The organism is Lysobacter sp. SCRH-1R (assembly GCF_057747855.1).
Genome location: NZ_CM173227.1, coordinates 608,502 through 622,533, shown reverse-complemented (window position 1 = coordinate 622,533; position 14,032 = coordinate 608,502). Strand labels below are relative to the sequence as shown.

Here is a 14,032-nt window from a genome sequence, read left to right as displayed (position 1 = left end):
GCGCCCCACCGTACGTTCGGGCATGCGGCGGGGAGTTGCTCTCATCGCGGCCGGAGGCCGCCAGCGTCTAGACTTCGGGCATGACCCGGATCGCCCTCGTGACCGCCATCGCCGCCGCAGGTGCCGACGACGACCTGGCGCCGCTGCTCGACGCCTGCGCCCGTGCCGGCCTTGCCGCCCATGTCCGCGCCTGGGACGACCCGACCGTCGGCTGGAGCCGCTTCGATGCGGCGATCCTGCGTTCGCCCTGGGATTACGTGCCGCGGCTGCGCGAATTCCTCGCATGGAGCGCGCGCGTGTCGACGCAGACGCGGCTGATCAATCCGCTCCACGTCATCGGCTGGAACACCGACAAGCACTATCTCGCCGACCTCGCCACGCGTGGCGCGCCGATCGTCCCGACGGTGTTCGTCGAACCGGACATGGAACCGCTGCCGGCGTTGCAGGCGTTCCTCGCCGAACATGCGGACGCGGCGGAGTTCGTCGTGAAGCCGAGCGTGGGCGCGGGCTCGAAGGATGCGCAGCGCTACGCGCGGTCGCAGGAATTCGCCGCGGCCAACCATCTCGCGCGCCTGCTCGACGCCGATCGCAGCGCGATGCTGCAGCCGTATCTCGCGTCGGTGGACGAACACGGCGAAACCGCGCTGATGTTCTTCGCCGGCGAATTCAGCCACGCGATCCGCAAGGGCGCGCTGCTGCGGCCGGGCGAAGCGCCCACGAACCATCTGTTCGCCGCCGAAGCGATCGCGCCGCGGCTGCCGTCGCAAGAAGAATTCTCACTGGCGGATCGCGTCATGGCAGCCGCACGCGATGCGCTGGGCCTGGACGAAGCGCCGCTTTACGCGCGCGTCGACCTCATCCACGACGGTGCCGGCACGCCGCGCCTGCTCGAACTCGAGCTGTGCGAGCCGTCGCTGTTCTTCGCGCATGCGCCGGGCAGCGCGGAGCGGTTCGCGTCGTTGCTGGCGAAGCGCCTCGGCGGCGTTTCGCCCTGACGGCCGCATCGTCCAAGGCGCCCCGGACCGGGGCGCCCTGGGGTATCGCTTACGAACGCCCGTACACGTCTTCCAGGCGGACGATGTCGTCCTCGCCCAGGTAGCCACCGGACTGCACTTCGATCAGCTCGACAGGTTCGGTGCCGCGGTTGCGCAGACGATGCACGCTGCCCAATGGGATGTAGGTGCTTTCGTTCTCGTGCAGGTCGAACACGCGGTCGTCGCAGGTGACCTCGGCGACGCCGGAGACGACGATCCAGTGTTCGGCGCGATGCGCGTGTTTCTGCAGGCTGAGCGCGGCGCCGGGCTTCACCATGATGCGCTTGACCTGGAAGCGCGGTCCGACACCGATGGAGTCGTAACTACCCCACGGACGGTAGACCTTGCGATGGAACAGGTGCTCCTGGCGACCGTCGGACTTCAACTTGTCGACGATGGCCTTGACGTCCTGGACCCGGTCCTTGCGCGCCACCAGCGTGGCGTCGGGCGTATCGACGATCACCAGGTCCTCGACGCCGATCGTGGCAACCATGCGCCGCTCCGACGCACGCACGAGACTGTCGCGCGTGTCGACGGCGATCACGTCGCCTTCGTACCGATTGCCGTCTCCGTCGCGCTGCGCGACCGACCACAGCGACGACCACGACCCGATGTCGCTCCAGCCGCAGCTCACCGGAACCACGGCAGCCCTGTCGGTTTTCTCCATCACCGCGTAGTCGATCGAGTCGCTCGGACTCGCCGCGAAGGCGTCGTGATCGACGCGGGTGAAATCGAGGTCGGCCTTCGCACCGCCCATGGCGGCGCGCGCGGCCTCCAGGATCGCCGGCGCATGGCGCCCAAGCTCGTCCAGATAGCGTTGCGCGCCGAAGAGGAACATGCCCGAATTCCAGGCGTACGTGCCCTCGGCGACATAGCGCTCGGCCGTCGCCTTGTCCGGCTTTTCGACGAAGCGCTCGACACGGAAGCCGCCTTCTCCGAGCTCGGTGCCTCGCAGGATGTAGCCGTAGCCCGTCTCGGCGTATTCGGGGCGGATGCCGAACGTGACCAGCCAGCCCTCGTGGGCCAGCCCGGTCGCGGCTTCGACGGCGGCGCGGAACGCCGCTTCGTCCTCGATGAGGTGGTCGGCCGGCATCACCAGCAACATCGCCTCCCGGTCGCGCGCCAGCGCGTGCAGCGCGGCCAGCGCGATCGCCGGGGCGGTGCTGCGCGCGGCGGGCTCCAGGAGGATGCCGCCGCTGGCGATTCCCGCGCCCTGCAGTTGTTCTCCGACCATGAACCGGTGGTCGTCGGCGCAGACGGTGATGGGCGGCTGCGCGCCGGGCAGCTTGCTCGCCCGCCGCACGGTTTCCTGATACAGCGAGTGATCGCCGACGAGCGCCAGGAACTGCTTGGGCTGGTTCTGGCGGGACAACGGCCAGAGCCGGGTTCCGCTGCCGCCGCTGAGAATGACCGGATGAAGCATTTGGACTCCGCCTTGGGGGGAACGAGCCCGCTGAAGGGTACCGGATCGGGCTGCCCCGGCCGAAGCCGGGATTCCAGACAATGAACGGATTGCGGCGCGCCTACCGTCCCTGCCGGACGCAGGAAGACCGATTCCATCCGCCTGCGTAGGGAGCCCCACTCGGCTAGAATCGCCGGTTCTCGGCCCGCTTTCGGCCCAGCAACCATAGGAATCCCCGCACGATGAAGATCCTCGTCGGCTACAAGCGCGTGGTGGACTTCAATGTCCGCATCCAGGTCAAGCCGGACGGCTCCGGCGTGGTCACCGACGGCGTCAAGCTGTCGGCCAACCCGTTCGACGAAATCGCGCTGGAAGAAGCCCTGCGCCTGCGCGACAAGGGCATCGCGACCGAGGTCGTGGTCGCCACCATCGCCCCGGCCGACGCCCAGGCGCACCTGCGCAACGGCCTGGCAATGGGCGCCAACCGCGCCATCCACGTCGTGTCCGACCAGCCGATCCAGCCGCTGACCGCCGCACGCACGCTGCTCAAGCTGATCGAGAAGGAACAGCCGGACCTGGTGATCCTCGGCAAGCAGGCCATCGACGACGACGCCAACCAGACCGGCCAGATGCTCGCCACGCTGTGGGGCCGTCCGCAGGCGACGTTCGCCTCGAAGCTGGAGGTGGAAGGCGGCAAGGCCACGGTCACGCGCGAAGTCGATGCCGGACTGGAAACGCTCGAAGTCGACCTGCCGGCGGTCGTCACCACCGACCTGCGCCTGAACGAGCCGCGCTTCATCAAGCTGCCGGACATCATGAAGGCCAAGAGCAAGCCGCTGGAAACCGTGCAGTTCGCCGATCTCGGCGTCGATGCCGGCGAAGGCCTCAAGACCACGCACTACGCCGCGCCGGCCAAGCGCAGCAAGGGCGTGATGGTGAAGGACGCGGCCGAACTGGTCGCCGCACTCAAGCAGAAGGGGCTGCTGTAATGAGCAAGGTACTCATCGTCGCCGAACACCTGGACGGCAAGCTCAACGCCTCCACCGCCAAGTGCGTTTCCGCTGCCCAGGCGCTGAAACCCGAGTCCATCGACATCGTGGTGCTGGCCGCCGATCCGTCGGCCGTTGCCTCCGAAGCCGCGCAGATCGCCGGCGTCGGCAAGGTGCTGACGGTCGCCAACGCGGCCAACGCGAACGCCATCGCGCAGATCCTGGCACCGCAGGTGGCGAAGATCGCCGCCGGTTACACCCACGTCTTCGGCCCGAGCACCACCTTCGGCAAGGACCTGATGCCGTGCGTCGCCGCGCTGCTGGGCGTGTCGCAGGTGTCCGACGTCATGGCCGCGGAAGGCAGCCACACCTTCAAGCGCCCGATCTACGCGGGCAACGCGATCATCACCGTCGAAGCGCCGGCCGGACAGACCGTGGTCGCCACCGTGCGCACGGCCTCGTGGCCGGAAGCGGCGAGGGGCGGCAATGCGGCGGTCGAAGCCGCCAGCGTCGACGCCGCCCTGCCCTCGCACACGCGCTTCGTCGGCCTGGCGGCCGGCAAGTCGGATCGCCCGGACCTGCAGTCGGCGCGCCGCGTCGTCTCCGGTGGTCGTGGCGTCGGATCGGCGGAGAACTTCAAGGTCATCTACGCGCTGGCCGACAAGCTCGGCGCCGCCGTCGGCGCATCGCGCGCCGCGGTCGACGCGGGCTACGTGCCGAACGAACTGCAGGTCGGCCAGACCGGCAAGATCATCGCGCCGGAGCTCTACATCGCCGTCGGCATCAGCGGCGCGATCCAGCACCTGACCGGCATCAAGGACGCCGGCACCATCGTGGCGATCAACAAGGACGGCGACGCGCCGATCTTCGAGATCGCGGACATCGGGCTGGTGGGGGATCTGTTCAGCCTTCTCCCTGAACTTACGACTGCCCTACAGTCCGGTTAGTATCGGGCTCCCCTCGGATGGGCTCCGATATGCACGAACTGTATCTGTCCAGTGACAGCCATATCGAGGTCGAGGCCGGAGCGGCGCCTCCTCCCAGCAGATGGATGACCATCGGCCATAGCGGCGTCGCCCGCCCCGCCCTGCTGCTGCTCGCGGGCGAGCGGGTGCGGCTGGGTTCCATCACGATCTCCAGTGGGCAGCGGATGGCCGTGCGCTACGGCGCTGCCCACGGCAACCTGAGCCGGGACGGCGCCGAGCTCTTCATTGAACTGATCGACGACAAGGGCGGTACCCATCGCATCGGCGCCTTGAAGGTGCCGTACGGGGAATTCGGGCTCGCTCCCCGCCATGCGTACTTCGACCTGAGCCCTTGGATGGGTGCGCAGTTCACCGTCCGCCTGGTCTGCGGCGCGGGCGATGCGAACGATCCGCGCGGCGACTGGATCGCGATCTACGACCTGGCGGTCGGCAGCGAGGAGCGCATGGGCGCGTTGCGTGCGATAGCGTTCCGCAAGGAGCGCATCGCGAACGAGATCGCGCATTTTTCCAGCGTCTACGATCATTCGATGTACCAGGGCTCGCTGGACCGGTCCGGGAGCGCGGTCCCGCCCGCCGAATGCATCCCCCTGCATGAGCTGCTGGCGAACGCGCGGGCGACGCAGCAGCAGCCGGCACCGCCCGGCAGGCCCGAGTTTCCGTTCCCGCATCAGCTGGCCCGGTTCCCTTCCGGCGCCTACGAGTACGCACACCACCTGCTCGGAAGCACGCTGCAGGCGACGGCGCCGGACTTCGGCGAACGGCTGGTGCGCGCCGCGGAACGCCTGCAGGCCACGCCCGATAAGCCCGTGCGGATCCTTTCGCTCTGCGCGGGAGCGGCCAGGATCGAGGCGCAGTTCGCATCGCGCGTCGGCGATCGCGCACGGTGGACGCTGCTCGACATCAGCCGCGACCTGCTGAAGAGCGCGGCGCTGAACTTCCCGCCGGACCAGCAACCGCGGCTGATCCTGGCCGACGTCAACGAGATCCGGGACTTCGGCGAGCAGTACGACATCGTGATGTGCGTCTCGGCACTGCACCACGTCGTCGAACTGGAGGGCGTGCTGAACTTCATTCGCGATGCCCTCACCGATGACGGCGAGTTCTGGAGCATCGGCGAAGCCATCGGTCGCAGCGGCAACCGCCTGTTCGACGAGGACTACCGGGTCGGCAACTCGGTCTTCCGTGCGCTTCCCGAGCGGTATCGTCGCAACCGCAACACCGGTCGTGTCGACGAGGATCTGCCCAACGTCGATTTCTCGGACGCGACGTTCGAGGGAATCCGCAGCGACGAGATCGAACCACTGCTGCTCCATCGCTTCGAACCCATCGCGGTGTATCGGCGCAACTGCTTCCTGTGGCGCCTCGTCGACCTGGCCTATTCCGACAACTACGATCTTTCGCGAGAGGGGGATGTCCTGCGCATCCATTCCCTCGTCGAACAGGAACTCGCGCATTTCAGGAACGGCGGTCGCCCGACCGAGCTCCATGGCACGTTCCGCAAGCGCGCTCTTTGAACCAGCATCTCCACGGGAATAAATGAATCAACGCAGCAAGAAAGTCCTGGTGGCCTTCGGCACCAGGCCAGAGGCGATCAAGATGGCGCCGGTCATCAAGGCACTCGCCGCAGCGCCCGCCGTCGAGCCGATCGTGGTGGTGACCGCCCAGCACCGGCAGATGCTCGACCAGGTCCTGGACCTGTTCGGCATCACGCCCGACGACGACCTCAACGTGATGGAGCCGGGGCAGACCTTGCCGGGCCTGTTCGGCAAGATCGTCTCCGGCATGAGCGAAGTCATCGGCAGGCACAAGCCGGACCTTGTGCTCGTGCATGGCGACACGAGCACGACGCTGGCCTCCGCCCTTGCGGCCTTCTACAACCGCACGCCGGTCGGCCATGTCGAAGCGGGATTGCGGACGGGCAACCTCTATGCGCCATGGCCTGAAGAGGGCAACCGCTGCATGACGGCTCCTCTGGCCAGCCTGCACTTCGCACCAACCGCGACCGCGCGCGACAACCTGCTGCGCGAAGGCGTTGCGGACGGGAAGATCCTGGTGACCGGCAACACCGTGATCGACGCGCTGCTTGAAGTCATCGGCAAGATCGAAGCCTCGCCAGAGCTGCAGGCTTCGCTGTCCGCGCAGTTCCCGTTCCTCGAGGAGGGCAAGCGGCTGATCCTGGTGACCGGTCATCGCCGCGAGAACTTCGGTGGCGGATTCGAGCAGATCTGCCTGGCGCTCAAGGCCATCGCCGACCGGGGCGACACCCAGGTCGTGTATCCGGTGCACCTCAATCCGAACGTGCAGGAACCGGTCAACCGCATCCTCGCCAACCACCCTGGCGTCACGCTGATCCCGCCGCTGGACTACCTGCCGTTCGTGTACCTGATGTCGCGCGCCTACCTGATCATCACCGACTCCGGTGGCGTGCAGGAGGAGGCTCCGTCGCTCGGCAAGCCGGTCCTGGTGATGCGCGATACCACCGAGCGCCCGGAAGCGGTCGAGGCCGGCACGGTGGTGCTGGTGGGCACCGACAGCCGGAAGATCGTCGCCGAAGCGAACCGCCTGCTGGATGAGCCGTCTGCCTACGAGCAGTTCGCACGCGCCCACAATCCCTACGGGGACGGGCAGGCCTCCAGGCGGATCGTCGAACGCATCCTGGCCTGACGGCGCTTTAGAACAGGGCGGCGCATCCGCTTCGCCCTGTGGGCGCTGGGCCTTTCATAGGGGCGAGCATCAGCCTGCCCCGCATCGCCTACGGGCTGGCGGTGACCACGAAGGTGCCGACCGAAACTTCACCGGCTTCATCCTCGCAGCGGTACTTGACCGGGTACTCACCGGGCGCCGTGAGGAATTGCGGATTGTCGAAGCCGGCCGACGCGATGTTTCCCGCCAGGGTCACGCGGACCTCGTCCTCGCCGATCATCAGGATGGGCGTGCCCCGGCCTTCCGTCACTTTCAGCCAGATCGCATTGGAACCATCGGGCTGGACGTTGAAGCCCTTTCCGCTCGATGCGGTGCGGGGCCCCCAGTTCTGCACGCCCAGCTTGCAGGCCCCGTAGGGCAGGTTCTGCTGCATGGCGACGGGCTTCGCGAGCCACGCCTGGTTGGCGGCGTGCAGGAACTGCTGTTTGCCCTGGATGAGATCCTTGCGCAGCATCTTGGTCTGCTCGAGCTGCTTCGACGCCTTCCTGCAATCAGGCGTGTCGGTCGTGCAGGCGTCCCAGCCTCGATTCTTCCTCGCAAGGAAGGCCCCGAGGAAGATTCGGCTGCGCGCATCGCCCGTGACCTGCGCGTAAGGCAACTTAGGCGCGCCGGGGCCCAGCAGCGCGAGCACGCGGGAAGGCAGTGCGTACAGCGGGATCTGACCCATGTCCGCCGCGCCCTTCTGTCCATCGATTACCAGCAGGGGCGTGGAACTCATCTGCACCAGGCCGGATCGACCCGCCCCCGCCTCGCCCTTCAAGCCCGAGACGACGTAGGGATCAGGATTGGCTCCCAGCACGGGGGCGTGGTCGCCGAACAGCACGATGATGGCGTCGGGATCCAGTTCGCGAACGGCTTCGATGTAATCCATCATCGCCGCGGTCGAATACGCCACCGCGTTCGCGTACGCCTGCAACAGGTCCGCCTGGGGCGAGACCGTGACCAGGTCGGGGCGCTTGGCGCGATCGCGATCGTAGGGGAAATGCGAACTCAGGCTGACCACGTAAGCGAAGTACGGGCGCTGGGGATCGAACTTGTTCAGCCGATCCAGCGTCTGGAAATACATGGAGCGGTCGTTGAGGAACGCACCGTCCATGTCGTCCAGCCGGTAGGCGCCACTGGGGTTGTACTGCTCGAAGCCGACCTTCGGATACGCCTCGTCGCGGGACCAGAACTTGGCCTTGTAGGGATGGTTGGCGACCGTCAGGTAACCGCGCTCGCGCAACATGCGTGGCAGGCACGGCACCGTATTGTCCAATCCGTCTTCGAAGACGACGCGGTCGGGATACGCGGGCAGGCCGCACAACGCCTCGAATTCCGCGTTGGCGGTAACGCCTCCGAAGGTCGGACTCAGGACGGTCGAACGCCCGCCCTGCTCCCATAGGCGCCGGAAACGCGGATCCCACGGGTCGCGCGAGAACTTGTAGGTCTCCAGGCGGAGCGGATCCCACAATCCCTCCATCAGCAGCAGGTGGACGTTGCGCTTCCTGAAGTCCCCACCCAGGGACTCGCGCCCGCGGTGTCCAGCGGCGAGCGCGTCGATCTTCGCCTCATCGACGGACGACCATCTCTCCCGCCATCCCTGCGCCAGGTCGGCGAATACGAACGTGAGGCTTCCGTGTTCGCCGACGACGGATGCGCTGGACGCTCCTTCCGAACGGGGCCCGGCCAGCGATGCCAGGCCGTACGCCAGCAGCGGAAGGCAGGCAATGTAGGCGAGGAGTGCCGGCAGCGCGTACCACCTCGCCTTGCGGAACCGCAGCGCCCATGCCAGCAGGAGAACCGCGACCACGCACCCGGCTAGCGCGAACACGAGGTGCGCCCCATGCAGCACGCGGATCAGCTGGACGCCGGAGACGATGTCGCCGAACGTGATCGGCAAGGCCATCAGCGAAATCTTGGCCGACTGCCCGAGCACGAAGACGCCGGCGATGACCGTCGCGAACACCCATGTCGACGAACGGCCCGGCGCCATCCAGCCGATGAGCCAAACGGCAGGCCAGAGCAGCAACGTGTCGATGACCACGGCAAGGATGCCGTAGGTGAATCCGAACAGAAACTTCGACAGGAGCGCGCACGACACCACGATCACGGCGGAGATCGCCATGGTTCGCAGTGGCAGCGACACGGCCGTCCCCTTGGAATCCTTCAAGACATCCCCCTTACGACCGACCCGTGAAGCCGACGCGGCACCCCTGCCGCGTCATGCCTTCTGACGATAGCAATGGGGCTTCCACTCGCCCCACTTCTCTTCGTAAATCGCCTTGTTCTTTTCGAACAGGGCCTGGCGCACGCCCGTGTCGAGCGCACCGAAACTCGCCGACAGCTGGTGATGCACGAAGACGTCCTCGGCACAGAGGATGCGGAAGCCTTCGATCGCCAGGCGCCGACAGTAGTCGTCGTCCTCGAAGAAGCCGATGCCGAACCGCTCATCCAGCCCGCCAACCGCGGTGTACGCGGCGCGGCTCAGCATGACGCAGAAGAACGCGGCGGTTTCCAGCGGGAACGACCTGCCCACGCGCGCGCGGGTGTACGCGCCGGCCGCCTCGATCATTTCGGGCATGCCGGAGTACTGGATGTCGATCTTCGCTTCGTTGCCGATGTTGTTGGTCACCGGCCCGACGAGGCCGACGCTGGCGTCGCGCCGGAAGTGGGAGATCATGGTCCTGATCCAACCCGGCGTGACGTACGTGTCGTTGTTGAGGATCACCAGGTAATCGCCGGACGCGACGGCCAGCCCGATGTTGTTGCCGGCCGAAAAGCCCGAGTTCACCTCGTTCGCGATGAAGCGTCGGTCTTCGCCGCGCGCGGCCCATTCGCGCAGGTAGTCCTGGCTGCCGTCGCTGGATGCGTTGTCGACGACGATCACTTCCATGTTGGGGTAATCGCTGTAGCGTTCCAGGCTTTCCAGGCACGCCTTCGTATAGTCGAGCTTGTTGTAGGTCAGCACCACGACGCTGACGCGCGGCTCGCTGATGCTGGCCAACGCGTCATCGAGCGCCTGCGCCCGATGTGCCCAGGTTTGACGCGCGGCGAACTCCCTGCGGAGTTCGGCCGAGGAAGCGCCATCGGTCTGGTCGACCAGTACCTTGCCCACTTCATCCACGAACGAATCGGCGTCGCCAGCCAGCGCGACCAAGTCTTCGAACTGGGCCAGCTCCGGCAGGTCGACAGACACCACAGGCTTGCCCGCACTCAGGTATTCGTAAACCTTCACGGGATTCGTCGCCAATGTCAGCGGAATCACCTTGAACGGCAGCAGGCAGACGTCGAACCCGTAGAGCCAGTACGGCAACTCGGCATACGGTACTTCGCCGGTCATCCGCACGTTGGCCAGGTCGGCAAGCTCTGCGGCGACGCCAGCCGTGTCGCGACCGACCAGCAGGACCAGAGCGTCAGGGTGTGCGAGCGCGACACGCCGGACCAGCTCGGCGTCGAACCATTCGGCGATTGCACCGTAGTAGCCGATTACTTTGCGTCCATGTTCGTCGCGGAATACCGAGGCGGGCGCGCGACTGAAGTGGTCGAACTCCGTTGCGTTGCGGATAAGCGCGATCTTCCGCCCTTCGCCGGAAAGCTCATCCTCCAGCCACTGGGAGGTCACGATCAACAAGTCACAGGCGTTGATCAGCGCACGCTCGCCTTCGAGAATCGATGACGCGTTATTCTCGAATCCACCGTGATGGTCCATACAATCGTAGACCAGCTGCGCATTCGGCAGACATTGCGCCGGATCGAGCCAGAACGGGTGCTGGACGAATGAAACACACTTCGTGGATCTGGTCCACTCCAGTAACGTGCACAGACTCCCGCGGATGCTTTCGACCTGGCTTCTGGTAGGCATGTCAGAATAGATCTGGGGAGCCCCTGAAACATTCAGATTGACTTGGAAGAGCCTGTCGCTCCCCTCGATTGCCTCCACCGAAAAGCCAGGAACCTCTGAGTCCACAAAATTGTTAGAGATATAAAAAACGCGATGCCCCTTCTTCGCCATCGCTGTTGCAAGGTGCTGAGGGCGCTGGGTGCGGAAGTTCCAGTCGATCACCGCCCACACGAACACATCGCCAACGCCGTCGGCAACGCCAGCCAGCTTAGGAAGTCTGGAAAAGTCACTATGCTTGAGCCGCTTGACCGCTCGCGAGCGGATCATGGACATCACACGTGCCCGATCGGAGGGATCGATCCGCCGCGCCTTCAAGGTGCGCCTGGCGAACCTCAGCCCGGAGGCGATGCGCCGCTTCCAGGCGGCCACTTCCCGCGACTGCCCGCCCAGCCCGCGCACGCATAACCGCGCCACATACTTCGTCGTTTCAAGCGGGCGACTCATAAACCGCCGCAGCAACCGCAAAGGACGAGTGATCTGCCAGGACGTACTGGCATAGACTGCACTCAGCTCCGCTTGGTAGCTGGCTGCTTGGTTGTTCTGCGCCTTTAGCGACGCATACATAACCTCGATCTCTCTCAATGCTTCCAGAGATTGCTTCTGCTCCGCCTCTACGACGCGCTGCCAGCGCTCAGCTTCGGCGCACTCGCGTTCGTACAACCTCTTCCACAGCTCCATGTCCTGAATTGCTTTAGCTGCGATCTCATCTGCCGACGCCAGCTTCTCTCGGAGTCCACTGACCGCTTCAGTCTCGCCGACCAATGGCACCAAGGCGTTGAGCGCAGACGAAAGCTCGATCGCGTGCCGCTGGTCCCGGGCCACTTGCTCGAAGTGCCACGCCGGCGCAGCACTTTGCTTTTGGGATTGACGCACTGCAAGCCAGTGCATGAGTGCATTGCGCAGTCGCTGGGCGTCATCCGCACGATCGGGTCTAGATTCGGCGAGGGCGTTGAGGGTCGTCCCCAGGTCGGCAACCAGACTCTCGACATCCGAGCGCAGCCCAGCCACGGTGCTGGACGGTTCGACTTCGAACCGAACATCGTTGACCCGCAGCGACAACGAGTCCAACCACGCCGGATCGGCCCATACGAGCATGACTTGCTCACCCGGCCAATAGCACGGCTGGTCAGCGCTGGTATCCCGCACTTGCACATGCACCAGTACTTTGCCGCCCGGAAGCGTGATCGGCACGTTCGAAGGATCGAACGACGCGTGATGCTCATCAATCAAGCGTCGCTCGCGGAAAGGCAACAGCATCGCGACGGCATAGCGCGCGTGCGATGCCACCCGCTCAAGAATCGCCCACGGCTCGTGAAAGTGCTCAAGCGTGTTGGAACTGAAGACCACGTCGTACAACGAGGCTTCGGCACTGCCATTCGTCCAATCCTGGACAACGAAGTTCTGGGCAGGGTAGGCCGTCATCGCCGATTTAATAGCGACCGGTGAGAAGTCGATGCCCGTTATCGGCACGCCGCTCAGGCCCAATGCGAGCTCGTTCGTGCCGTCGCCCAAGGCACATCCCCAGTCGCACCAGCTCAACGGTAGCCTGCGCGATGCTTGCTTCAGCCAATCGGGCAGCATCTGCAGTGCAAGCGCGCCGAAAAACCGTGATTGCTCGCGGCCGTGAAGCGCCTCCCAGTCTTCGTCGAAGCGGCCGTCCCAGTAATCCTGAGAGTTGATCGAATCACCTGACACCCGACGCCTCCCGGAAGCGGTGCTTCATACTCGGCTGATAGACCCCAGAAAAGCGCCTCGGAGTCAACGATGAAAAGTATCGTGCCCCTTCAACATACTCATAGTATTCAATCGATGTGCCATGTCGCCGCTCAAGTGCGGCCACCAGGAAATATTTCCCTTCGACGAGACCATTCTCGAAGTCGAACTCGACTTCTACCTCGTCGCCAGCACGCCAGTTGGGATATCGAGCCTCGCCTGCATCGTGCGTGCTGGACACGATGATGTCCGACCCGCGCAGATCCTTGATAGAAAAGGCCACGCCGAATGTATCCGGCGAATAGCTCTCCGGAAGCACGAAACGAATCCGCACTCGACAGACGTCGCCCCAATAGATGAGGTCGACGGGCTGGCCATTGACGTCCAGAACGTTTGCAGAGCGTATTAGACCGACCTCTTCGCCCCAGTGAGCGACCGGGCGCGCATCCAAAGCCACGTCGGCGATCTTGGGCGCCTTGATGCCGTCCTCCGCCACCCTCACGTTGTGCACAGATGTGGCAGCCTCGGATTCGGCAACGCCGGGCATTCCGGTACCGATGCCCCCTACCTCTGCCGCTGCTTCCGGATCATCGGCGAATATCGACTCCATGTAACGGGAGGTGACCTGGAGGACCGGTCCCAGCGCCCGCGCCCGCCCCCCATCCAGCCATAGAGCGCGCTGACACAACGCGCGTACCGCCGAGACATCGTGACTGACAAACAACACCGAGGCGCCACGGTCTTGAATCTGCCGTAGCCGTTTCATGCAGCGCGCCTGAAAGCGAGCATCGCCCACGGCAAGCGCCTCATCGATGATGAGAACGTCCGCATTCACCGACGTCGCCACGGCGAACGCCAATCGAACGAACATGCCACTGGAGTAGGTCTTGGCAGGCTCATCGATGTACTGTCCGATATCTGCGAACGCGGCAATATCGTCGAAGCGCTGCTCGATTTCTTCCCGCTGTAGTCCGAGCAGCATGCCGCTGAGGAACACATTTTCGCGTCCGCTGAACTCCGGATTGAATCCGGCACCCAACTCCAACAGCGCGGCCACTCGTCCATCAACGAAAACATGGCCTTCGGTCGGATTGACCGTGCCGCATAGCATCTGCAGAAGAGTGCTCTTGCCCGATCCATTGCGGCCGATTACACCAAGCGTCTCCCCGCGTTCGACTTCGAAGTCCACGCCACGCAGGGCCCACACCTCCCGACCACGCGCGCGCGGTTCGCGGCCGAGCGCTCTCGTAAGCGGAGTCTCGACCAGTTGCATCAACCTATCAGCAGGACTCGCGAAGATTTCATATCGTTTGCCAAGACCC

The 14,032-nt window shown here is 65.1% G+C and carries 9 protein-coding genes; 5 read left to right on the top strand and 4 right to left on the bottom strand.

What is annotated here, in order from left to right:
* The first annotated feature begins 80 nt into the window (after positions 1-80).
* Entirely contained in the window at positions 81-995 is a 915-nt protein-coding gene (locus AC3ANK_RS02805) for an ATP-grasp domain-containing protein (protein ID WP_206860068.1), read from the top strand.
* 49 nt (positions 996-1,044) lie between these two features.
* Here AC3ANK_RS02805 and AC3ANK_RS02800 read toward each other — a convergent pair whose 3' ends face one another.
* On the bottom strand, positions 1,045-2,457 hold the full coding sequence (locus AC3ANK_RS02800) for a mannose-1-phosphate guanylyltransferase/mannose-6-phosphate isomerase (protein ID WP_206860069.1): 1,413 nt from the start codon (positions 2,455-2,457) through the stop codon (positions 1,045-1,047).
* 221 nt (positions 2,458-2,678) lie between these two features.
* Here AC3ANK_RS02800 and AC3ANK_RS02795 point away from each other — a divergent pair, with 221 nt between their 5' ends.
* From AC3ANK_RS02795 to wecB, 4 genes are read left to right on the top strand one after another with little or no spacing between them, the layout of a single operon-like run.
* Complete coding sequence (locus AC3ANK_RS02795; RefSeq protein WP_206860070.1) at positions 2,679-3,425, top strand: electron transfer flavoprotein subunit beta/FixA family protein; 747 nt, start codon at positions 2,679-2,681, stop codon at positions 3,423-3,425.
* Entirely contained in the window at positions 3,425-4,372 is a 948-nt protein-coding gene (locus tag AC3ANK_RS02790) for an electron transfer flavoprotein subunit alpha/FixB family protein (protein WP_206860071.1), read from the top strand. Before AC3ANK_RS02795 ends, AC3ANK_RS02790 begins: the two co-directional genes overlap by 1 nt.
* Positions 4,373-4,389: 17 nt before the next feature.
* On the top strand, positions 4,390-5,925 hold the full coding sequence (locus AC3ANK_RS02785; RefSeq protein WP_484172079.1) for a class I SAM-dependent methyltransferase: 1,536 nt from the start codon (positions 4,390-4,392) through the stop codon (positions 5,923-5,925).
* Positions 5,926-5,947: 22 nt separating this feature from the next.
* On the top strand, positions 5,948-7,075 hold the full coding sequence (gene wecB / locus AC3ANK_RS02780) for a non-hydrolyzing UDP-N-acetylglucosamine 2-epimerase (RefSeq protein WP_206860073.1): 1,128 nt from the start codon (positions 5,948-5,950) through the stop codon (positions 7,073-7,075).
* A gap of 88 nt (positions 7,076-7,163) precedes the next feature.
* On the opposite strand, the gene AC3ANK_RS02775 is transcribed toward wecB, so the two are convergent.
* From AC3ANK_RS02775 to AC3ANK_RS02765, 3 genes are all read right to left on the bottom strand, one after another.
* Positions 7,164-9,242, bottom strand: a complete 2,079-nt coding sequence (locus AC3ANK_RS02775; protein ID WP_206860074.1) for a sulfatase-like hydrolase/transferase — start codon at positions 9,240-9,242, stop codon at positions 7,164-7,166.
* A 75-nt stretch (positions 9,243-9,317) separates the two neighbouring features.
* Positions 9,318-12,692 carry a glycosyltransferase gene (locus tag AC3ANK_RS02770; RefSeq protein ID WP_484172078.1) on the bottom strand — a complete coding sequence of 1,125 codons (3,375 nt, stop codon included), beginning with the start codon at positions 12,690-12,692 and terminating at the stop codon, positions 9,318-9,320.
* Complete coding sequence (locus AC3ANK_RS02765) at positions 12,682-13,983, bottom strand: ABC transporter ATP-binding protein (protein ID WP_242524991.1); 1,302 nt, start codon at positions 13,981-13,983, stop codon at positions 12,682-12,684. Before AC3ANK_RS02765 ends, AC3ANK_RS02770 begins: the two co-directional genes overlap by 11 nt.
* Between the last annotated feature and the right edge of the window lie 49 nt (positions 13,984-14,032).

Excerpts from the sequence above, each read along its gene's own strand:
- AC3ANK_RS02805 (WP_206860068.1), top strand. The coding sequence starts at position 81 with ATGACCCGGATCGCCCTCGTGACCGCCATCGCCGCCGCAGGTGCCGAC.
- AC3ANK_RS02800 (WP_206860069.1), bottom strand. The coding sequence starts at position 2,457 with ATGCTTCATCCGGTCATTCTCAGCGGCGGCAGCGGAACCCGGCTCTGG.
- AC3ANK_RS02795 (WP_206860070.1), top strand. The coding sequence starts at position 2,679 with ATGAAGATCCTCGTCGGCTACAAGCGCGTGGTGGACTTCAATGTCCGC.
- AC3ANK_RS02790 (WP_206860071.1), top strand. The coding sequence starts at position 3,425 with ATGAGCAAGGTACTCATCGTCGCCGAACACCTGGACGGCAAGCTCAAC.
- AC3ANK_RS02785 (WP_484172079.1), top strand. The coding sequence starts at position 4,390 with ATGGGCTCCGATATGCACGAACTGTATCTGTCCAGTGACAGCCATATC.
- wecB (WP_206860073.1), top strand. The coding sequence starts at position 5,948 with ATGAATCAACGCAGCAAGAAAGTCCTGGTGGCCTTCGGCACCAGGCCA.
- AC3ANK_RS02765 (WP_242524991.1), bottom strand. The coding sequence starts at position 13,983 with ATGCAACTGGTCGAGACTCCGCTTACGAGAGCGCTCGGCCGCGAACCG.